Consider the following 22,901-nt stretch of genomic DNA (forward strand, 5'->3'; position numbering starts at 1 on the left):
GCGTACTCAAGAGTACGCTTTTTATTAGCTCAAGAATTTAGGCTGTTCGTCTACTACCTCAGCCTGCCACTCATTTACCTGCTTCTCAAGCAGTCCAAACAATGCAGCCTGAATCATATGTTGGGCAACCACAGGTGTTTGTTCACCTAAAATTGCTTTTACTTCATCGCTAAATTGAATTTTGACCAAGGGTTCGTTCTCAGAACCGGCATTACGCAAGGCAAGTTCACCACCTTCGAGTTGGACTAATTCCAACACTGCTTCTTGATTTCCAAATAACTCTTTCAATTGCTGTATAGACATATACTTCCTCCATGTTTCAACATGGTGGCAAAGCACCCTTGCACTTTGCATCTCTTGTCTTATTTATATAGGCACATCCACACCAAATTTCAAGCACTAGGACAGTTTAATTTTAGAACTCGACCATTTCATTACGAAAACCATCAATTAAATGGGTTAATTCTCGATGCCATTCACGCAAAATTTTGACATCAGGTAACCAAGATTGAGGACCTTGAGTTACTTTGATAATCAGGTTAGATGATGTCTCTTCTTCAGGGGTCGGCTCTTTTGGTTCCGGCGCATATTGGCACATACGATAAGCTCGCTTTAACTCAGCAACGAAACCATCTTTTGCCAATTGCTGCAAAACAGAGACTTCAGGAGAAACCTGCCCTTTTGCCGCCATATGTTCCTCAATAGATTTTAAGGTAGGTTGTAAATCATTTAAACGATAATAACGTACCAATTCTTGCAAGAAAGCTAACATTGCACCATGTAGGTGAAATACAGCTGCTTCACGGTGAGCTTGTATCTGCTGCACATGATCGGTCTGTTCAGCCTGTTGACACGCTAAGCGCGCAAAATAGAGCTTCTGATTGGTACGATCGGCATGATAACGAGCAACACGTGACATAACTAAACTTTCCTGTTTTAAAATCGCTATTGCAACAGCTAATCTTTAGCTTAACGACTCCATTAATAAAATCAACGTTATTTATGGTAAATCCAGCTCAACTTGATAAATTTTACGTTTAGCTAAAGTTTTTAAAGGCTGGCTTATAGGACGAACATTACTTAAAACCCAAGCAAAATATCCCTCGCTCCAAGCAGTTGCACATGCTGGCTCAATTTCATCATTTCGCCAAGCATGAATAGAGTCGATATCAACCAAAGCGACAGCAACTCCCTCTTCTTCATCAGTATCTTTGACCAAAAAATTTTGGTTCTCGACAATTAATAGATCTTTGATTGGCAGTTTTGTAGGTACCCATGAACGCACTTCAAGTGTTTTTATACCTTCAGCGATACGAGTACCATTTGGCGCGACAATCGAAAGAGCTAAAAACTGTCTTTTCACACTGAAGACTTATTCTTCAGCTGCTTTAACGCGAATTCCATTGCCTTTAACTTTAAGCAGGTTTAAGCCTTTAATTGCCTTAATTGCTTCACGTGGGTTAGGCATTTCAACAAAACCAAAACCTTTCGATTTACCTGTGTCTTTATCAGTAACAAGAACACACGTTTCAACTTTACCAAATGCTTTGAATAACTCTAAAATTTCAGTTTCACTCACAGCACGATCTAAATTACGAACTAATATCTTCATTTTCTAACCTTAATTGGCAATAAAAGGGAGCAGCCAATATATTTAAGTAATCACAGTGTCTTATACAGTAGTTTAATCCAGATCGATACCAAAACCTAAATTTACTGCAGGTGAACGGTTCCATTGCTTTTTAGCAAATGGCTGAGGTACTTGCCTATGAATCTTTGCCTGAACCAAATGTGCAGGGAGATCATTTAGGAAATAACTTTCGATTTTACGACCTTGTTCGTCATAATTATCTTCTGACCATGTATTGAGGTTTTGCTTAGTCAAAATTAATTCATTTTCTGCACGTGTTAATGCAACATACAATACGCGGCGCTCTTCTTCGACATCATCAAAATCGCCCTGTGCCCTTACATAAGGATATTGATTTGGCGATACATGAGGTACATAGCAGACTTTCTGTTCAGCACCTTTAGCTGAATGGATCGTAATTAAAGTGACTAAATCCTGATCAGCTGCTTTTTCAATTTCAGAAACTGAAATAGGTTCAAGCACATATTCTTCAAGAAACTCACCTAAAGATGCATGTTTACGTGCAAGTTGTTTGACCAAATCAAAATCTTTTAACCGGCGTGACCAATCTTTAGTTTTATAATTTTGCTCGAGTTGTTCACCTAAAGCATCGAGTGCTAAGCCAATACTTGCTTCAACATGCTGCTGTAATACATCTAACTGCTTTAAAATTAAAATCGCTTGTAAAGGAACTTTTCCATGACGTTCCAGTCGCTGGCAGCGCTCCTCAACATCAGCAATTCCCATCAGCTCTTGAGCGAGCTTACTTGCACCAACATCACCAATACCATCCCACAAGGTTAAAAAACGCATCCACGCCAAATCATCGTGAGGATTACTCACAATACGTAGCAGGCTAAGCACGTCTTTCACATGAGCAGACTCAAGAAGTTTTACCCCACCAATAAAACGGTAAGGTAATTCAGCAGCAATAAAAGCCCCTTCCAGATATCGTGCACTATAGCCAGAACGCACTAAAATCATATGATCGTGCCAGCTTGCACCTTGCTGATGTCGCGTTATTAAGTCCTGTGCAATCCAGTTTGCTTCTTCATACTCATTACCAAATAGGTGTAGCTGAGGTTTTTGCCCTTGCCCACGATGTGCTTGCAGCTGTTTTTGATAATCAATTGGGCTATTTGCTAATAACCAGTTTGATAAATCTAAAATTTCTTGGGTCGAACGGTAATTTAAATCCAGTGTATGAATGACTGCGTCAGGAATTCGCTCTTTAAAAGAATGGATATTTTCAAAGTCAGCACCGCGAAAACCATAAATCGACTGGGCATCATCGCCAACACAAAACAACTTCACTTTGCCAATCAATGGTTGTAATAAGGCCCACTGCAAAGGATTGGTATCTTGCATTTCATCAACCAGCAGTGCCTGACAAAAACCTGCAACCCAGTTGGTGAGTGCTTCAGAATTTTGCAAATGGACAGCTACAATTGAGAGAATATCGTCATAATCTAAAAAATTACGTTCTCTTTTACGCTGCTCATAGGTTTTCATCAAATCTGCAATTTGAGTCTTATGCTCATAGGCTTCTGGAAGCTGTTTGATTAATGCTTCAGAAAGTTTTGTTTGAGTATTTCTTGCATATGAATATAAATCGCATAGCTCTGCGGCTTTAGGTAAGACGTTATCTTTGTCTTTGCCTCTTAATAAGCGAAACATGAGCAACTGATCATCACGATCAATAATACTAAATTGATTTAACCCAAAAGCTTGTGGATTACGGCGCAGTAAATACATACAAAAAGTATGAAAAGTTGAAGCTCTCAGACCCTTGGCCTGTGCTCCAACATGTTGCTCTACTCTTGCAACAATCTCACTCGCAGCACGTCGAGTAAACGTTAAAATCTGAATTTGGTTCGCTGGTAAGCCTTGATCAATTAAATAGGCAGCACGCGCAACAATCGTTTTCGTCTTGCCACAACCAGCACCCGCCAAAACTAAACAGTTCTGCGCAGACGTTGTTGCTGCTTTTTTTTGCTGAGCATTTAGTTCATTAATTAATTTTGCAAGACTCATAACACATATCGCTAACACACCAAGGCATAGTTTAACAGAGCCCAGCAAAGATGGGGCTGCCTGTCCTAAAAACAAAAAGAGCACTTAAAGTGCTCTTTGAGTCGATATTATTTTTAAGATACTGTTTTTGAACTAGATGGAAGATGTTTGATGGCTGAAGCTAAACCAAGGAAGTTAATTCCCTGAAATAAGATATCAACAGCAAGGAACATTCCCAGCACCCAAAAAGGTGAATCTTTAGAAACCAAAATTAAAATACCAGTAAATAAGGTGAGCAGTCCCGAAAACAAGGTCCAGCCCCATCCTGTAATGGGCTTAAGTAAAATTGCATTTATAGTACGTATAGCACCTGCAATGATAAGCGCTATAGATAATAGACTTGTCAAAACCACAGCTGTAGTGACTGGAGTAGAAAAAGCGTAATAGCCTGCCATGAGATAAAGCACACCAAACAGTGCCCATAACCATCGGCTTGCACCTTTAAAAACACTCATAGCCGCGACGAGATGTAACACACCGCCGACCATCATGAGTATTCCAAATAAAAAAACGACAGAAAAAGTCGCAAATGGCAATGAACTAAATAAAATCAGACCAAAACCAATAAGCACAAAGCCTAATATCAAATACCATTTACGGTCAGCATGTAACTGATTACGTACCAAATCATTACCTACAGTTTTCATCATGGCTACTCTTATTATCAGGTATTAGAATTTCATCTACCTAACAATAGTGATGTACTTCACACTTTTTGTCTGTATAAAATCTGCATCGTTTCTTAACAATTGATGTGGATAAAGCAGTATTTATCCACAGTTTTATTTCACCCAGCCAATTTCTCGGGCAGTAGGTAAACCTATGATCGTTTCTTGTAAATTATTAGGCATTTTACTACTCTGCTCAGATAAGGCAGTATGACCTCCCATAATTTCAGCTTGAATTTGCGGATAAAGGGGAATTTTTTCTGGATGAGCATAACCTATAGGATAAACCGGCTGTCCTGTTTTTAAATCATATTTGTCCTGTGCTCCAAAGCCATGTAAAAGCTCATGAACGATGACGACTTGATTTTGTGAAGCTTGTGTTTTGTTCGCAAATAAATTCACACTACCAATACGACCTCTTTCTAAAGCAGTCGAATGGATCAAGACTTTCTGATAATTCGGATCATAATAATTTAAGTAAAGTTTGAGTGAGGCTCCACTATCTTCAGGTTGTTGCTGGCGCCATGCATAAAAACGAAACTTTAGGCTCCACCACATAACATGCAAGATATTGGCATTTTCAGGAACCTCTGGTGGTCGTTGCTGTAACTGTTGTCCTAAACGAATTACAAAGTTTCCTGTTTGCCCACGATAATGCTGTGACCATTCATCCAGATAGTTTTTAATTGCCCAAAAATCTTCGTTTTTCAATTGATCAGTATAGGTCTGTGTTGTCTGTAAACCATCAGCATTCACTGGATGTAGAACGACTACAACTGTGTGATTCCAATCTTGATTCTGATCTCGCCATGCCTGAACAGCAACAATCAACAAAATAATTAATAAGCATAAGACCCGAATGTTTTTCCACATTCTTATTCCCCATAAAATTAAAATTTTCTTTTATTGTTTTAGATATAAAAAATGCTAGCTGAGCTAGCATTTTTTATCGTGGGCTTGTTTAACCCTCAACCCATTTACCATCTTGATAAATCAGGCTCCATTTGGTTTGTTTACCCTCTGGTGTTTCCGAGCCTACATATTGTGATTGATTCTTACGACTGAATTTCACAACTGCTGGATTACCTTCTGGGTCTACATCTGGTGCTTGCAAAATAAATTGATATTTTGGATCAAGCTGAGCTGCAACACTACGTAACTCAGCAACTTTTGGTGCGCGTGTTTCTCGAATTTTCGGGAATTTACTCGCTGCCAAGAACAATCCTGCTGCGCCATCACGTAACACAAAGAAGTCATCATGTTTCGTTGAACGTAGGTGCTCCATCTTGATTGGCTCTACACGTGGAGGTGCAGGTTGACCACTCTTCAAAACTTTACGTGTATTGTCACAGCTGGTACAAGCGAAATATGGACCAAAACGTCCCGTCTTAAGTTGCATTTCACCATCACATTTATCACATGGGATCGTTGGGCCATCATAACCCTTGATCTTGAACTCACCTTCTTCAAGCTCAAAACCATCACAGTCCGGGTTGTTACCACATACGTGCAGTTTACGACCACCATCAATCACATAGCTGTCCATGGCAGTGCCACATTTCTCACAGCGATGCTTAGACATCAAGTCCGCGGTTTCAGCACCATCATCATCAGATAGCGCAGCTAACGACTCAACAGGTGTTAAGTTCAGTGTACCTTTACAACGCTCTTTAGGTGGCAAGTTATAGCCAGAACATCCTAAGAATACACCAGTTGTACCCGTACGAATCTGCATTGGACGTGAGCATTCAGGGCAATGTACTGCTGGTACTTCAACCGGTTGGTTACGGCGCATTCCCTGCTCGCCCTGAGCATTCGTTAAACGTTTTTTAAAGTCGCCATAGAAAGTGTCTAGCAACTCTTTCCAGTTACGCTCACCCGTTGCAACTTTATCAAGCTGGCCTTCAAGATCTGCCGTAAAGGCATAATTCATCAAGTTATTAAAACTTTCATCCAGACGATCCGTCACAATCTCGCCCATTTTCTCGGCAAAAAGACGACGGTTTTCTAACTTAACGTAACCACGTTCCTGAATGGTAGAAATAATAGCAGCATAGGTCGAAGGACGGCCAATACTACGTTTTTCAAGCTCTTTAACTAAAGATGCTTCAGTAAAACGTGCAGGTGGTTTAGTAAAGTGCTGACTTGGATCTAACTTTTCTAATTTTAAAATTTCGCCTACTTTAATTGCAGGTAAAATAATATCGTCATCTGACTTATTCGCGCCACGTACTTTAGTGAAGCCTTCAAATACAAGCGTACGGCCTTTCGCCTTTAACTCAACATTCGCTGCTTCAACAATTAAAGTAGAAGATAAATATTCTGCTGGTGTCATTTGACACGCAACAAACTGACGCCAGATCAAATCATATAGGCGTTGAGCATCACGCTCTACACCTGCAAGTTGATCACCTGTAAGCGCAACATTTGACGGACGAATCGCCTCATGGGCTTCTTGAGCACCCGCTTTATTACCATAGCGGTTTGGCTTTGCCGGTAAATATTTTTCACCATATTGGCTTTCAATATGGGCACGTACCATGCTTACTGCATCATCACTCAAGAAAGTTGAGTCAGTACGCATATAGGTAATAAAACCTGCTTCATATAAACGCTGAGCTAACATCATGGTTTTCTTTACAGAAAAGCCTAAACGTGTACTCGCAGCCTGTTGCAAAGTTGAAGTAATGTAAGGTGCGCTTGGATTGACCTTAGTTGGTTTATCTTCACGCTGTGCAACTTTATATTCAGCACCTTTTAAAACATCTAATAAAGCATCAGTTTCAGCTTTATTTTTCAGTTTAAGGGTTTTACCAGCCTGTCTAAATGCTTCAAGACGAATATCATCTTTTTTGGACTGAGTATCTGCAAAAACTTGCCAATATTCTTCTGGAATAAACGCACGGATTTCACGCTCACGCTCTACAACCAGTTTCACCGCTACTGACTGCACACGTCCGGCAGATAAACCACGGGCAATTTTTTCCCAAAGTAATGGCGAAACCATAAAGCCCACTACACGGTCTAAGAAACGGCGTGCTTGCTGAGCATTCACACGATTTAGATCTAGACGTGTTGGCTGTTTAAATGCTTCTTGAATGGCATTTTTGGTAATTTCGTTGAACACCACGCGGTGATAACGACTGTCATCACCACCGATAACTTCTCTTAGGTGCCAAGCAATCGCTTCCCCTTCTCTATCCAAGTCCGTTGCGAGATAGATTGCATCGGCATCTTTGGCGAGTTTTTTGAGTTCAGCAACAACATTTTCTTTGCCAGGCAGAACTTCGTAATGAGCTTCCCAACCATGTTCAGGATCAACCCCCATACGATTAACTAAAGCCTGACTAGCTTTTTGTTCTTTTTCGGCTTCGGTGAGTTTAGTCCGGGCAGCCGGCTTTTTCTCTGTTGATTTACTGCCGCCTGTTGGCAAGTCACGTACGTGACCTACAGAAGACTTTACAATGAATTGCGAACCCAAATATTTATTGATGGTTTTCGCTTTGGCAGGCGACTCCACAATCACTAAGGCACGTTTAGGTGCAGCAGGTGCAGTAGATGCTGTGCTTTGAGATGCAGAGCGCGAGGTATTCGCCATATAAAATGTTATTCCTATACCAATAAATTTAAAAATCAGGCTTTAGCCAAGGCCAACAGATAAGCCTTCATCTCATCTAATTGTGTCGCTCTTAGGTCTGATTCCTCATCCCAATAAAGCCCTACACAGTTTGCCTGCATATCAATAGCATAAATCCCTTTTAATGCAATGGGAGAATCATTAAATTTCTCATCACCCTGAATTACTTTTAACTTGCCGTCTATAACGCGAGCACGCATTAAAGATAAACGGGCATCAGGAATCAATACACTATAATAAGCAACCATGCTGGCACGTTTTTCAGTGGCCATTGGGACATGTGTCCATTCAGGTGCAACAATTACACGTGGATGCAACCCTATTTTACGGGCTTTATCTCGCATAATACCAAGTGCCTTTTCACGTGGGCTCACTCTTAAACCAAAAATGGAGCCTAGTACGAAAAGAACAATGATAACGGTAACCCAAATTCCCATATTGTCCATAGCAAAACCTATTAATCTCTTTTATTAGAGTTGCATAAGCTGACCAGAAAACGCAAGTTACATCATAAAAATAATGCCCGATAAAATCGCAAGGCCCAAAATATCGGTATTTCAAGGTGCAAATTGCCGTGAGATTATTTAAATATGTTTAAGGGTTCTGATTGCTCGCAGCTAATGCCAATTTACCAAACCGATCAAGATGGACATCTCCCCACAGTTTTAAAGCAAACAAGATTTGCTCTAGACTTTGTCCTAAATCAGTTAGAGAGTACTCAACCTTAGGCGGAACTTGAGGATAAACTTCTCGATGAATAATCCCGTCTTGTTCTAACTCACGTAACTGATTTGTCAGCATTCTTTGGGTAATGCTTGGAACACGCTTTCGGATTTCATTAAACCTTAAGGTGCCTTCATTAAATAGATGCCAAAGAATGACGCATTTCCACTTTCCGTCAATCAAACTAATGGCTGCTTCAACAGAACAACCCGGAGAGCAATCAAAACTTGAATGCCGTGCTTTTGCCATTTTACAGTATCCTTTTTGACACTATGAGCGTTATTTGTCTGTAGTCACCAAATTTAAGCTTACGTTATGATCAAACTCCCAACAAGAGGAATTATTATTATGAAAGCTGTGGCATATCAAAAAGCAGGTCCCATTACATCACCAGAGGCACTGGTTGACGTCGAACTAGAGACACCTGTTGCAGAAGGTCATGATCTACTTGTCCGTGTCCAAGCGGTCTCTGTGAACCCTGTAGACACAAAAATTCGTAAGAATGTAAGCGCAGATAATAATCAGTGGAAGACTCTTGGTTGGGATGCGGTAGGTGTCGTTGAAGCGATTGGAGATCAAGTCTCACAATTTAAAATCGGAGATGAGGTTTGGTATGCGGGTGCACTCAATCGCCAAGGCAGTAATAGTGAATTGCAGTTGGTTGATGAACGCATTGTGGGTCATAAACCAAAAACCTTAGAACCAAGAGAGGCGGCGGCCCTTCCTTTAACCGCAATCACGGCATGGGAAATGTTATTTGATCGGTTACAGGTCCCAAAAGCTGCCCCAGAAAATACATGCATATTAGTGATTGGTGGGGCTGGCGGTGTTGGTTCAATCACAATTCAACTACTCAAGCAGTTAACCAATCTCACTATTATTTCCACCGCTTCACGCGTTGAAACTAAAGAATGGATTAAGCAACTCGGTGCCGACTATGTGTTAGATCATAGTCAACCTTTAACAACACAAATCAAGCAATTAGGTTTAAATGCACCTTTATATGTGTTCTCGACTACCCAAACTGATCAACATTTAGCAGACATCGTAGAGTTGATTGCACCACAAGGTCATTTTGGCTTAATTGATGATCCAGCACAGTTAGATATTAAACCTTTTAAATCTAAATCTGTATCAGTGCACTGGGAATTTATGTTCACTCGTTCCATGTATCAAACCCAAGACATGGTTAAACAAAGTGAGTTACTCAATGAGGTTTCAGAACTTGTTGACGCAGGTAAAATCAAGACGACTCTTTCGCAAGTTTTAAGCCCATTTAATGCTCAAAACCTAAAACTGGCTCACCAACAAATTGAAAGTGGTACAACAAAAGGGAAAATCGTATTACATGGTTTTTAAGCAAAATTCATAAATATCCCCTAATAAAATGGCAAGTATTGAACTTGCCATTTTATTAATAGTGAGGAGGTTTATTGGTTAATGGGTCAAAAGGTGCAATGCCATCTGATAAATCCGATGATTCCACACGTTGATAAAGAAATTGCATTTGTTTTTTTAAATCAGCTATTTCTTGAGTCTGAATAGCGAGTTGTTGATTTAATTGTTCAACTAAATCATCCAAAAATGTAATTCGCACTTGCAAATCTTCAATGGGTGCGGACAATGACGCTTGATCATCATGATATGGTGGTTTAGTCATTTAAATCCTCATTTGAGATTCTGGAAAACATTATGGCCTATATTACCCTAAGGGATGTCCAACTTGCTTTTGGCGGACCTGCCCTACTCGATGGCGCGAACTTTAATCTAGAACGTGGCGAACGAGTCTGTTTAATTGGGCGTAATGGTGAAGGTAAGTCTACTTTACTTAAACTGATCGAGGGAAGCCTATTACCAGATTCTGGTGAAGTTTCCATTCAAAATGGTCTAACTGTTTCAATGTTAGCCCAAGACGTTCCAATGGACTCTGGCAAAGTAGCCGACATTGTGGCAGATGGTGCAGGAGAAGCAGCAGAAGTACTCAGAGCTTATCATGAAGCGACTGACGCTTGTATGCTAGGAGATATGGAAGCCTGTGATCGTATGGGTAACCTTCAGCATAAGCTAGACCAATTAGACGGTTGGGCACTCGAAAATAAAGTAAATGCTCTTCTAAGCAAAATGGGTCTCGATCCAAATGCCGACTTGGCAGACCTATCTGGTGGACGTAAACGCCGTGTTTTATTAGCTCGCGCTCTATTGACGCAACCAGATGTATTACTTCTAGACGAACCAACGAACCATTTAGATGTTGAAAGTATTGAATGGTTAGAAAAATTTTTACTTGATCAAAATAATTTAACGCTTCTGTTTATCTCGCATGACCGTTCTTTTGTAGATAGCATTGCAACTCGAATTGTAGAACTCGATCGAGGCGTTTTACGCACTTATGAAGGTAACTATTCACGTTATTTAGAGCTTAAAGCTCAGCAAATGGAAGCAGAAGAAAAACAGAATGCTTTATTTGATAAAAAACTAGCTGAAGAAGAGGCTTGGATTCGCCAAGGTATTAAGGCACGTCGTACGCGTAATGAAGGCCGTGTTCGTGCCCTAAAAGCTTTACGAGAAGAATCTAAAGCACGCCGCTCACAACAAGGCAAAGTGAGTATGGCAACTCAAGATGCAAATCGTTCTGGTAAATTAGTATTCGATATCGAACATTTAAGCGTATCTTATGGTGACAATCTACTCATCAAAGATTTTTCTGCCCTTGTCATGCGCGGTGACCGTATTGGTTTAGTCGGCGATAACGGTGTTGGTAAAACAACCTTAATTAAAGCTATTTTAGGTACAATCGAACATGGCGGCTCAGTTAAAACAGGCACACAGTTAGAAGTTGCTTATTTTGACCAGTTGCGTAATGCCTTAGACCTTGAAAAAACGGTAATGGCAAACGTTTCAGAAGGCTCTGACTTCGTTGATGTGAATGGCAACCGTCGTCATATCTACAGCTATCTACAAGACTTCTTATTTTCACCTGAACGTGCACGTACTCCAGTAAAAGCACTTTCTGGTGGTGAACGAAATCGTATCTTACTGGCTAAATTGCTGCTCAAACCGTCGAATCTGATTGTGATGGATGAGCCAACCAATGACTTGGATATGGTAACCCTTGAGCTACTTGAAGAAATGTTAGCCGAATACAAAGGCACTTTGCTTCTCATTAGCCATGACCGTGCGTTTATGGATAACGTAGTAACATCGACGTGGGTATTTGATGGTAAAGGTAACATTGCAGAGTACATCGGTGGATATCAAGACTATTTGCAACAGCGTCCAGATGATAAAGTTGTAGACCAGAAATCTGATGTAAAAAAAGCTCAGGCAAAAGCTGAAGCTGAAAAAGCCGCAGCTCAGAACAGTGTTAAAAAAGTAAAACTTAGTTATAAAGATCAGCGTGAACTTGAACAATTACCCGCTGAAATTGAAAACTTAGAAAAGGAGCAAGCAGAACTTTCTGAGAAACTTGCAGATGGTTCATGGTTTGTTAAAGATGCTGATGCAGCAACAAAAGCAAGCCAACGTCTTACAGAAATTGACGAGTTATTACTTGAAAAATTGGAACGTTGGGACGTGCTTGAACAAATGAGCAAAGGAAACTAATCAGCTTTACTTTGCTAAAAAGAACGTAAAAAAGAGCCTCCTTAAATTAAGGGGGCTCTTTTTTTATATTAAGAATATAAGCTTTTTAAAAAGCAAAGCTTATACATCACATTCCTATAATGGATTATATCTTCGCTATTTTCAGTATTTTAAAAATAGCCTTGTGCTTGAATATAAGACTTCTAAAAATAATTATGTTATACCTAGCAACATAATAATATTGGAGTGTTTTCGCATGCTAGAGCTTTCTCAAATTTTGGCATTTGGACTAATTTGTTTGGCGATGGTACTCACTCCTGGTCCCAATATGATTTACCTTATTTCTCGTTCGATTTGCCAAGGGAAAACCGCTGGATTTATTTCTTTAGGTGGGGTAGCTGTAGGCTTTATCTTTTATATGCTTTGCGCATCTTTTGGTATTACGGCGTTAATTGTAGCTGTTCCCTACGCCTATGACACTATTCGTATTGCGGGTGCAATTTATTTACTCTGGCTTGCATGGAAAGCACTACGTCCCAATGCCTCCCCTATTTTTAATGTAAAAGATTTATCAGTAGACTCCCCAGCTAAACTCTTTTTAATGGGTTTTGCCACAAACTTGCTTAATCCTAAAATTGCCATTATGTATTTATCTTTACTGCCACAGTTTATTCACCCACAACAAGGCAGTATTTTATGGCAATCAATCCAACTTGGTACGATTCAAATTTTTGTAAGCGTTTCAGTAAATGCTCTTATTGTACTTTCTGCGGGTAGCATTGCGCTTTTTCTACAAGAAAAGCCTCTTTGGGCAAATATACAACGCTGGCTCATGGGAACTGTATTAGCCGGACTTGCTGTTAAAATTCTTTTAGAAAATCGCCGATAACCCAGCCTTCTTATTTCAAACTCTCTTAACACTCAATTGAACAGTGTATTACGACGATAAATTCAGTTCGTGATACACTTTTGCCAGTTTTAATTTTTTGAAATCTTTATATCGTTATGAGCCAAAAGCAGCCCTATACGCCCGGTGAATTTCAATGGTCCTTTTTACTGCCTAAATATTGGGGTGTTTGGATTACTATTGTTTTTTTAATGCTTTTGGCTATTTTACCATGGGCCATACAATGGCGTCTGGCGCATAGCGTAGCTCATCTGGCTTGGAAATATCTAAAATCACGCCGTAAAACCACTATTCGTAATTTAGAAGTCTGCTTTCCTGAATGGTCTGCCGATAAAGTTCAGCAACAAGCTCAACAAGTTTTTGTCGATATGATGCTTGGCGTGTTTGAAACCTTAAATGCATGGTACAACCCGCGCTGGTTTAAAAACCGAGTCACCATTGAAGGTTTAGAACACATTACCAATGCCCAAGCTCAAGGCAAAGGTGTTTTATTACTGGGGACTCATAGTACGCTTCTTGATGCAGGCGGCTATCTTTGTGCTCAATATTTTGAACCTGATGTTGTCTATCGCCCTCAAAATAATCCATTGCTCGATATGCTCATTTATCGTTGCCGTGGCACGATTTATAAAGCACAAATCGATCATGACGATATGCGTGGTTTAATTCGTCACCTTAAAGATGGCGATGCAATTTGGTATAGTCCCGATCAAGATTTTGGTTTAAAACAAGGTGTTATGGCACCTTTCTTTGGTGTACCTGCTGCCACAGTCACTGCACACCGCCGCTTATTGAAAATCTCAAAAGCAGTCGCGGTGCCTTTATATTTCTACCGTCATGGGGATATTAAGAATCCCAAATATCATGTTCTGATTGAACCCGCAGTCGACAATATGCCAAGTGATGATGAAGTTAATGATGCAACACGCGTCAATAAAATTATCGAAAATCAACTTCGAATCGCACCGACGCAATATATGTGGTTTCACCGTCGCTTTAAAACACGTCCTGAAGGATATGAAGAAATTTATTAAATAATCTTCCGTAATTAACGCATCATAGTTATAAACATCTAAATAATACCCAGTATGTACTATCGTGCGAAGGCGACATGGATGTCGCCTGTTGGACTACCTTGCGCTGATTCCTAAAGCAGTGCTTTGGGAATCGCTCAGGATGTGTCGTTAGTCCAACAAATAGTTTTGTTACTTTTGCCAAAACAAAAGTAAGGAGTAAACTCCACCTAATGAATAAACCGCAAGACCCCGCTTTGCTACTACCTAAAGGCAAAAAACAATGAAAGTGATGCAACTTCTCCCAGAACTCAATAGCGGTGGCGTAGAACGCGGCACACTTGAAATCGCACGTGCGCTTATTGCACAAGGACATCAGTCTCTTGTTGTATCCAACGGCGGGCGCTTAGTCTCACAGCTCGAAGCTGAAGGTTCTACTCACCTAACACTACCGATTCATAAAAAGTCACTTTCAAGCTTGTGGCAGATCCGGCCTTTACGCCAGCTTATTGAACAGCATCAACCCGATATTGTTCATGTACGTTCTCGTGTACCTGCATGGTTAACTCATTTTGCTTTAAGAAAAATACCTACACATAAACTTCCTCACCTTATTAGCACGGTGCATGGCTTCTACTCAGTCAATCGTTATAGCGCGATTATGACTCAGGCCGAGAAAGTCATTGCTGTTTCTGACAGCGTGGTTAAATACATTACTGACCATTATAAAAACTGCCCTCCCCAAGATATTGTTCGCATTTATCGAGGGATTGACCCAGCTGCTTTTCCGCATAACTATCAGCCCTCAGCACAATGGTTCAATCAAGTTTTTAATGATTTTCCTGAACTCGAAAATAAGTTTTTACTTTGCTTACCCGGCCGTATTACACGTTTAAAAGGCCATGAAAGCTTAATTGAACTTATGCAAAAACTAGCTGAACAATATCCTCAACTACATGCGGTTGTTGTCGGCGGTGCTGATACAAAAAAACAGGCCTATTTAAGTGAGCTGCAAAGCACCATTCAAAGTAAAGGACTCGCAAATAAAATTACCTTCGTAGGACATCGCTCAGATATACGTGAATGGCTCGCTTTTAGCGATATTGTGCTCTCTCTATCCAATCAGGCAGAAACATTTGGCAGAACAGCTTTAGAAGCGCTCTCAGTAGGTACGCCAGTCATTGGCTGGAACCGTGGAGGTGTTGCCGAGATTTTATCTAATGTGTATCCACAAGGTCTTGTTGAAGTGGGAAATGAAAAGGCTTTACTGGAAACAGTGGAAAAGCATATTGAACAGCCTCAAGTCGTTGCCCCAGTCACCATGTTTAGCTTGAAAGACATGTGTGATCAGACACTGGCACTATATGAATCTATACTGAAATAACTTCATAAAAAAACCCGCGATCAACGCGGGTTTTTACTACAATAACAAGGCAGATTATTTATAAGTTGCCTCATAAGCTGCTGCTTTCTCGCTGTCGTATTGTTTTTCCCATTTACTAATCACAAGTACTGCAAGTGCATTACCTACAACGTTCAATGCGGTACGCGCCATATCCATGATACGGTCAACACCAGCAATAAATGCTAAGCCTTCAAGTGGAATACCAACTGTATGTAACGTAGCTAATAACACCACGAATGATACACCAGGAACACCAGCAATACCTTTAGAAGTAATCATTAAGGTTACAACTAAAAGAACTTGTTGACCAATTGACATGTCAATACCATAAAGCTGCGCAATAAAGATAGCTGCAATACTTTGGTAAAGTGTTGAACCGTCAAGGTTAAATGAATAGCCCGTTGGAATTACAAAACTAGAAATTGCTTTTGGTGCACCGTAGTCTTCCATTTTTTGCATAATACGCGGTAGAACAGTTTCCGAGCTCGCTGTTGAGTAAGCTAAGATCAGTTCATCTTTCAATATTTTCATTAGAATAAGGATATTGATACCGAACATTTTTGCAGTGATTCCTAAAACCACAAAAGCAAAGAATAAGATAGCTACGTAAACTAATACCACTAATTTAGCTAATGGAATTAATGATGCGAAACCGAAGTTCGCAACAGTTACAGCGATCAAACCAAACACACCAAATGGTGCATATTTCATAATGATGTGTGTCACACGGAACATTGTTTCTGACACAGCATGAAATACGCTTAACAATGGATCTTTGGTCTTCTCTGGCAATGAAGATAAACCAATACCAAATAACACGGCGAAGAAAATCACTGGCAACATTTCGCCATGTGCCATTGAGTTAATAATATTGGTTGGAATCATTGACAAAACTGTCTGTACCAAACCATGCGATTGAGAACCAACTTCTTGAGCTGTACTCTTATATTGAGAAATATCGGTTTGAACCAGTTGAGACATATCAATGCCTGAACCAGGATGGAAGATATTTGCCGCAACCAAACCAACTAAAATGGCAATCGTGGTAATAATTTCAAAATAGAGAATGGTTTTAAAACCAAGACGCCCTAAACTTTTCGTACTGCCAACACCTGCAATACCTAAAATTAAGGTAGAGAAAACGATTGGAATAACAATCATTTTGATCAGGCTAATAAAGATCTTACCCATTGGCGTAAGAACATTATTCACAATACTATCTTTGATTTCAGGCTGGTTATGTAAAACAGCCCCTACAACTATCCCTAGGACTAAAGCAATTAAAATTTGCCAAGCAAGGCTAAATTTAAAATTCTTCATAAGACAATCCTTATGCACCGCAAAGTATCAAATATGAGAGGGAGAAGACCACTAACTAAGAGTGAAACCTCAATATGTACAATAATTTCCAAACAGAAATTTAAATGCACAAACAAATCACAACTCGCCGATCCGGCGAAATAAACAACAATGCCTGTTGACGATCCAACATGTCAACGATCGGCACATTCTATTGAGATTTGCCAATTAAACAACCCCAATTTATATCTAAATAGATCAAAGCTTATATTTAGTCATCAATAATCTATAAAAACAAAAACTTATCAAAAAAAATTTTTTATCTATTTTTCATTTAAAATTGCTCAGATATATAAAGAACTTATGAACTCTTACCTACAGTTAAATAGATTTTTAAATTAAGATTAACTTAACAATATTTCTTATATTCGCAATGAACTAAATAGGGTATATATAAAATATTAACCCGAGTTCTGCGTCCTGCAAAACTCGGGTAAATGAGGTTGTGCTTTCAGGTTAATCGTTATTTTTATCGTTTCCGTTCCAACATCTGATCCGTGATGCTTATTCCATATCAGCTTAGTGTATCCTTACGTGGGATCGTCCATTCCCGTTTCCGTGTGCCGATGAATGTAGAATAAGGTTTTTATACCCCTCTGCCTATTGGCCCTAGACTCAAATCTTTGTACGATATTGCTTACATCGATTTTTATATGCTTTTTATTTATAAGGCTGCGCAATTTCATCAGTCACAATTTTTTCTTCTTTTTCAGCCTTGGCAATTCCTTCTTGTATAGCGCTTTGGGCCTCTTCTTCATCATTTTGGGTTTGTTCCAATTCTTCTTGAATTTGTTCAAATACCCGACCGGTCTGTAAAACGACATATACTGGAAAATGATCCGATCCAATATGTGGCAACCGTTTCATTTTAACCAGACCAAAATCAGTACTATGAAAAATATGATCTAAAGACCAACGTAGTAATGGATAATCTGCATGGAAGGTATTAATGAAATGTCGACCAACCCGTGGATCAAGTAATCCGCTAATACGTTGAAATAAACGTGTAGTACGTGACCATGCTACATCGTTTAAATCCCCCATCACAATACAGCTTTCATCTAAGTCTTTAATCTGATCTCCAACAATCAATAGTTCTGCATCACGTAACGTTGAATCTTTCGCCTCAGTTGGACTCGGTGGCTTGGGGTGCAGGCAATATAGCTGAACTGGCATACCAGATCGTAAAGTTACAGTGGTGTGAATTGAAGGAATTTCATCACTCAAAATAAATTTAACTTCTGTATTTGATAGAGGTAAACGGCTATATAAATGCATTCCATATAAGTTATCTAAAGGCACAGGAACACGATGAGGATAATCTTCTTCAATTTCTTTTAAAGCATTTTCCCATGTCTTGTCACTTTCTAAGGTAAGCAATAAATCAGGTTGTAATTTCTGAATCTGCTCAAGAAGTAAATGATATTTATCATTAGGAGTTAGAACGTTAGATACAATCAATGAAATCTGCTTTTGAGGGTCTAATTGAGACCGCCTCACCTGCTTAACCTGTTTTTTCCAAAATAGGGTATAAGGCAAAACCATTTTAAGCTGATAGGCGATGGCAGCAATGAGCGCAGCAAGCAATATTTCACGCCATAGATTCCACTCGGTAGGCCAAAACAGCATACCCACAAAGGCTAATAGTCCAACAAATAGAATCTGTAAACGTGGGAAGTCGGCGCCACGAAACCACCACTCATCACGAGGAATAAGTGACCAGAAACTTAACCAAATCACCAGACCAGCTAGAACTTCGATATAAATCATTGAATTTTCTCTTTTAAGATGATTTGGTTTTTAAATTTTTTGTCATCTTTATCAATTTTGTATGTAACATAAACAAGATATTCTACTCAATAAACATGGTGTTTTGTTTCTGTAACGCTTGCAGTTGTGGACACTTTTGATACACTCAACTCCCCCTAATAATTTTAACGCACCGAGGCAAAATGACATGAAAGTAGGTCTGGTCGGTTGGCGCGGGATGGTCGGTTCCGTCCTTATGCAACGTATGGTTGAAGAGAATGATTTTGCTCATATTGAGCCATTTTATTTCTCTACCAGTAATGCAGGTGGTGAAGCTCCTTCATTTGGTGGTAAGACTGCCCCAGCACTTATGGAAGCTACAGACATTAATAGTCTGAAGCAAATGGATGTCATTATTACCTGTCAAGGTGGTGACTATACGTCTGAAGTTTTCCCACAGTTAAAAGCAACTGGTTGGAATGGCTACTGGATTGATGCAGCCTCTACTTTACGTATGTCAGATGATGCAATCATCGTTCTTGACCCAGTAAACCTTAACGTTATCAAAGATGGTTTGGCTAACGGCACCAAAACTTTCGTAGGCGGCAACTGTACTGTATCGCTTATGTTGATGGGCTTGGGTTCACTTTTCCAAAATAATTTGGTGGAGTGGATGACTGCTATGACTTATCAAGCAGCATCAGGCGCTGGCGCACAAAACATGCGTGAGCTAATTACTGGTATGGGCTACTTATATAACAATACCAAAACGTTGTTAGATGACCCTAAATCAGCAATTTTGGATATTGATCGTCAAGTTGCCGAGTTACAACGTGGCGAAGGTTTCCCATCTGCTAACTTTGGTGTGCCATTAGCTGGGTCGTTGATTCCTTACATTGATAAGCAACTTGAAAGTGGTCAATCAAAAGAAGAGTGGAAAGGTCAGGTTGAAACCAACAAGATCTTGGGTAATTCACAAATTATTCCAATCGATGGTCACTGTGTCCGTATTGGCGCGATGCGTTGTCACTCTCAAGCACTGACGATCAAGTTGAAAAAAGATGTCCCGCTTGATGAAATCGAAGATATGATTCGTACTTCAAACCAATGGGCGAAAGTTGTACCAAACACTCGTGAAGCGTCTATGACTGACCTTACACCTGTTGCTGTAACAGGCACCTTAACTGTACCTGTTGGCCGTTTGCGTAAACTTAACATGGGTAAAGAATATTTAGGCGCATTCACAGTAGGTGATCAGTTACTTTGGGGTGCTGCTGAACCTTTACGTCGTATGTTACGTATCTTAGTAGAATACAAAAGCTCATAATTTGGTCTGAATTATTCAGTCAAAACAAAAAGCCGATCACATTAGATCGGCTTTTTCGTAACTGGTTTGTGAAAAATTTACAATTTATTTACATTTCATTATTGTATAATTTTGAACGACTTTACGACTTATTAGGTCATGGATTGAGATGACTGTTTATAACAAATTAAAAATTGCCATTTTCACCATTATGTCTTCGCCATCTATTTATGCGATTACATTAGACCCTATACAAATTCAGTCCGCACCCGGCGATTTGTTATATGCAGAAATGAACTTCCAGCAAGCTGATCCCAATTCCACTTTGCAAGTCAGTTTAGCAACGCCAGAAGATTTAAGTGCTTTGGGTGTGACTCATCACCCTCCGGGAAATCTTAATTTTTATACACGCCAAAATGGTCAAGGCTCTGGGGTTATTGTCATTACCTCATCCCGTCCTGTTATTGATCCCGAGCTCAATATTGTTGTAAAAATCAGTGAAGGTTCTGCAACGCGTTTACAGCATATCAAAACTGTAATTAAGCCTTCTGCTATAAAAAAGACTGAAAATAACGAAAGTACTTTATCGCCTCAGATTATTGTGAATGAAAAAGATATTGCTCTAAATCTGCCAGAAAGCACCCAATATGCTTCATCAACTTCAGTCCCAACTACAACAAACGCGAATAGTGAAAAAAACCTGAATATCAATTCTGGGACTGTCCCATCGATAAATACGAATTCATCTACCTCACTTAGTGAAAACTCTTCGGCTCAACAAGTTGTAACAAGCACCATTCCTGATCAGGCAGCAACAAAAAATCAAATTACATCTGCTATTAATAAGTCAGATGCAAATAATTCGCCAAAAACACCAGTTAAAAAGTTAGCAGTACAAAAGAAATCTGTTCCATCCAAAAATCTCAGTCAAAATGCTGCAAAGAAACAAACCCTAAGTCCGTCTAGAGGACCAATAACTTCAGGTAAATATGTAGTACAACACAATGAGTCTCTATGGAGCATTGCTAATCGTATTGCAGCGAAAACCAAACAGCCAGTTGCGAAAGTCATGCACGATATCCAAAAACAAAACCAGCATGCTTTTATCCAAGGTGATGTAAACCGTTTACGTCAGGGAATTGCTCTAAAACTCGCCCATACTCCTGTCTCTAAAACTCAGCAAAATAAATCAAAAACAGAAATAACGCATACTGCAAAATCGCCTTCTGGCAAAGCTAAATACCGTTTGCAACAAGCAGAAATGAGTATCGTGGCTGAAAACAGCCAAAATTCTACACATGGAAGTGCTAAAAAGAGCACACAACAAAGTCAAAACAATACTGAGTTAGCAGTAAAAGTTATGACAAAAAGAGAAAAAAACGTTACATTACAAAGGAATGTAACCAAATTAAATCAAACTTTACGGTTGAAAGACCAACGTATTCAACTTTTGAATGCGCGTTTGGCAGAGTTACAACAGCAGTTACAAGCACAGCAAAACACTCACAAGCAAAAACATTAAGTTAAAACCAGAGTTGGCTCGCTTTATATTGCAAATATTTATTTTTTAAGGGGAAAGTAATGTTATATGTGATTCCGTTCATCATATTGCTCGTGGTCGCTGTTATTTTAAAAAAACGCGAAAATAGCCAGAAACAAGAGACCACCTCCCCTAAAACGATAAATAAAAAAAACAATAAAAAGGCAAACTCTAAATCGAGTAAAAACTCGCGTGAAAAAAGTAAAGTAAATGTGGTAGAAGAAACTCTTCCACCTATTCCACAAAGCAGCCCTGTTCCAGAAGCTGTACGTCAAAAAATCAAACAGCTCATTCAAGAAAAGCAATATTCAGCCGCTGAAGCTCAAGTAAATCAGGCGCTAAAAAAAGATAATACTCAACATGAGCTTTATTTATTATTGCTTGAAGTTCATATTGCACAGAAAGATGAATTTGCCATAACACAACTGATTAGTCATATTCGAAGTCTGGCATTACATGAAATAGTGACTCAAGCTGAAACTAGACAAAAAGAATATGAGTCATCAAGACAACCTGATGCTATCGATTTCCCTCAAGCTCAAACACACGAAGAGCCAAAAAATACACCAGACACAACAGCTCAGTTTGACCAGTTAACAACAAGTTCTTCTGAAGCTTCTTTTGATGACTTGCAGAAAGACTATACACCTGTAAAGCAAGAACCTGCTGTTGAAGTTGAACCTCTAGAATTTAATTTCTCATTTGAGCAAAAAACAACAGAAGTCGATTCTGCCAAACCTGAAGATAAAATTAGCACTGAAACAGCCAGTGAAACAAATGACTTAAATACTTTAGAGTTTTCATTTGATTTAGAGTCTATCCCACATAAAGCAGAAAAGTCTGTTGACCCTAGCTCTGAATTGTCTGTTGAAACACTCAAAGTTGATACAACCTCTACACCAGACATTGATTTTGATTTTAGTAATTTTTCGATAGACAAAGACTCTGCTTCACAAAGCAATAACTCTCAAGAAATCGTCTTAGAAGAAAATATTCAAACTCAGCCATTATCAGTTGAAACCCTTGAGTTTTCTTTAAATCCTATAGAGTCTGAAGATAATCAACCGAATTTAAATGAATCAGAACTTAGCCTTGAAAACAACGACCCACTTGTCCAAGCTTTTCCAGAATTAAAACAGTTAGATGAAAATGAACTCGACTTAAAACTTGCAGAGCAATATATCAGTTTAGGTGCTTACCCAGCAGCGCACGCCTTGTTGGCAAATAATGAGCAAAAATTCAACACAGAGCAACAACAACGCGCGAAAAATCTACTAAATCGCATAGCTTCTTAAGGCTGATCGTTTTA

General features: G+C 39.4%; 21 protein-coding genes. 8 read left to right on the forward strand and 13 right to left on the reverse strand.

Annotated features, from left to right (window positions below):
* Positions 1-24: 24 nt before the first annotated feature.
* The 10 genes from ASF86_RS13915 to ASF86_RS13960 all read right to left on the reverse strand — a co-directional run bounded on the left by ASF86_RS13915 (position 25) and on the right by ASF86_RS13960 (position 8,980).
* Positions 25-303 (reverse strand): hypothetical protein, encoded by a 279-nt coding sequence (locus ASF86_RS13915; protein WP_003654767.1) that lies wholly within the window; start codon positions 301-303, stop codon positions 25-27.
* Between the two features lie 112 nt (positions 304-415).
* Positions 416-919, reverse strand: a complete 504-nt coding sequence (locus tag ASF86_RS13920; RefSeq protein WP_003654765.1) for a DUF6586 family protein — start codon at positions 917-919, stop codon at positions 416-418.
* Positions 920-1,000: 81 nt separating this feature from the next.
* Entirely contained in the window at positions 1,001-1,363 is a 363-nt protein-coding gene (locus ASF86_RS13925) for an ASCH domain-containing protein (RefSeq protein ID WP_056482959.1), read from the reverse strand.
* A 9-nt stretch (positions 1,364-1,372) separates the two neighbouring features.
* On the reverse strand, positions 1,373-1,612 hold the full coding sequence (locus ASF86_RS13930) for an RNA recognition motif domain-containing protein (RefSeq protein ID WP_003654760.1): 240 nt from the start codon (positions 1,610-1,612) through the stop codon (positions 1,373-1,375).
* 72 nt (positions 1,613-1,684) lie between these two features.
* A complete protein-coding gene (locus tag ASF86_RS13935; protein ID WP_056483200.1) occupies positions 1,685-3,664 on the reverse strand; it encodes an ATP-dependent helicase in 1,980 nt (659 codons plus the stop codon).
* 113 nt (positions 3,665-3,777) lie between these two features.
* Positions 3,778-4,350, reverse strand: a complete 573-nt coding sequence (locus ASF86_RS13940) for an HdeD family acid-resistance protein (RefSeq protein ID WP_016801770.1) — start codon at positions 4,348-4,350, stop codon at positions 3,778-3,780.
* Positions 4,351-4,485: 135 nt separating this feature from the next.
* Positions 4,486-5,244 carry a hypothetical protein gene (locus tag ASF86_RS13945; protein WP_056482962.1) on the reverse strand — a complete coding sequence of 253 codons (759 nt, stop codon included), beginning with the start codon at positions 5,242-5,244 and terminating at the stop codon, positions 4,486-4,488.
* An 88-nt stretch (positions 5,245-5,332) separates the two neighbouring features.
* Positions 5,333-7,969 (reverse strand): type I DNA topoisomerase, encoded by a 2,637-nt coding sequence (topA, locus tag ASF86_RS13950; protein WP_056482965.1) that lies wholly within the window; start codon positions 7,967-7,969, stop codon positions 5,333-5,335.
* Between the two features lie 35 nt (positions 7,970-8,004).
* Positions 8,005-8,454, reverse strand: coding sequence for a hypothetical protein (locus tag ASF86_RS13955; RefSeq protein ID WP_003654749.1), 450 nt, complete (start codon positions 8,452-8,454; stop codon positions 8,005-8,007).
* A gap of 148 nt (positions 8,455-8,602) precedes the next feature.
* Positions 8,603-8,980, reverse strand: a complete 378-nt coding sequence (locus ASF86_RS13960; RefSeq protein WP_056482968.1) for a winged helix-turn-helix transcriptional regulator — start codon at positions 8,978-8,980, stop codon at positions 8,603-8,605.
* Between the two features lie 99 nt (positions 8,981-9,079).
* Between ASF86_RS13960 and ASF86_RS13965 the strand changes: the two genes are divergently transcribed.
* Positions 9,080-10,090 (forward strand): zinc-binding alcohol dehydrogenase family protein, encoded by a 1,011-nt coding sequence (locus ASF86_RS13965; protein WP_056482970.1) that lies wholly within the window; start codon positions 9,080-9,082, stop codon positions 10,088-10,090.
* A 55-nt stretch (positions 10,091-10,145) separates the two neighbouring features.
* Here the strand turns inward: ASF86_RS13965 and ASF86_RS13970 are convergent, their stop codons facing one another.
* A complete protein-coding gene (locus ASF86_RS13970) occupies positions 10,146-10,391 on the reverse strand; it encodes a SlyX family protein (protein WP_005037011.1) in 246 nt (81 codons plus the stop codon).
* Between the two features lie 32 nt (positions 10,392-10,423).
* Here ASF86_RS13970 and ASF86_RS13975 point away from each other — a divergent pair, with 32 nt between their 5' ends.
* From ASF86_RS13975 to ASF86_RS13990, 4 genes are all read left to right on the forward strand, one after another.
* Positions 10,424-12,334 (forward strand): ATP-binding cassette domain-containing protein, encoded by a 1,911-nt coding sequence (locus tag ASF86_RS13975; protein WP_056482973.1) that lies wholly within the window; start codon positions 10,424-10,426, stop codon positions 12,332-12,334.
* 235 nt (positions 12,335-12,569) lie between these two features.
* Positions 12,570-13,202 carry a LysE family translocator gene (locus tag ASF86_RS13980; protein WP_017388434.1) on the forward strand — a complete coding sequence of 211 codons (633 nt, stop codon included), beginning with the start codon at positions 12,570-12,572 and terminating at the stop codon, positions 13,200-13,202.
* 116 nt (positions 13,203-13,318) lie between these two features.
* Positions 13,319-14,254, forward strand: coding sequence for a lauroyl acyltransferase (locus tag ASF86_RS13985; protein WP_056482976.1), 936 nt, complete (start codon positions 13,319-13,321; stop codon positions 14,252-14,254).
* Between the two features lie 262 nt (positions 14,255-14,516).
* Entirely contained in the window at positions 14,517-15,617 is a 1,101-nt protein-coding gene (locus ASF86_RS13990; protein WP_056482979.1) for a glycosyltransferase family 4 protein, read from the forward strand.
* A gap of 54 nt (positions 15,618-15,671) precedes the next feature.
* On the opposite strand, the gene gltP is transcribed toward ASF86_RS13990, so the two are convergent.
* Positions 15,672-16,958, reverse strand: a complete 1,287-nt coding sequence (gltP, locus tag ASF86_RS13995; protein WP_003654734.1) for a glutamate/aspartate:proton symporter GltP — start codon at positions 16,956-16,958, stop codon at positions 15,672-15,674.
* A 699-nt stretch (positions 16,959-17,657) separates the two neighbouring features.
* Entirely contained in the window at positions 17,658-18,767 is a 1,110-nt protein-coding gene (locus ASF86_RS14000) for an endonuclease/exonuclease/phosphatase family protein (RefSeq protein ID WP_056482982.1), read from the reverse strand.
* A gap of 187 nt (positions 18,768-18,954) precedes the next feature.
* On the opposite strand from ASF86_RS14000, the gene asd reads away from it, so the two are divergent.
* The 3 genes from asd to ASF86_RS14015 all read left to right on the forward strand — a co-directional run bounded on the left by asd (position 18,955) and on the right by ASF86_RS14015 (position 22,887).
* Positions 18,955-20,073: an aspartate-semialdehyde dehydrogenase gene (gene asd, locus ASF86_RS14005; RefSeq protein ID WP_004641000.1), complete on the forward strand. Its 1,119-nt coding sequence runs from the start codon at positions 18,955-18,957 to the stop codon at positions 20,071-20,073.
* Between the two features lie 148 nt (positions 20,074-20,221).
* On the forward strand, positions 20,222-21,574 hold the full coding sequence (locus tag ASF86_RS14010; protein ID WP_056482985.1) for a FimV family protein: 1,353 nt from the start codon (positions 20,222-20,224) through the stop codon (positions 21,572-21,574).
* Positions 21,575-21,633: 59 nt separating this feature from the next.
* A complete protein-coding gene (locus ASF86_RS14015; protein WP_056482987.1) occupies positions 21,634-22,887 on the forward strand; it encodes a hypothetical protein in 1,254 nt (417 codons plus the stop codon).
* Positions 22,888-22,901: the final 14 nt, after the last annotated feature.

Origin of the sequence: Acinetobacter sp. Leaf130 (assembly GCF_001423205.1) — a bacterium.
Taxonomy (GTDB): domain Bacteria; phylum Pseudomonadota; class Gammaproteobacteria; order Pseudomonadales; family Moraxellaceae; genus Acinetobacter; species Acinetobacter calcoaceticus.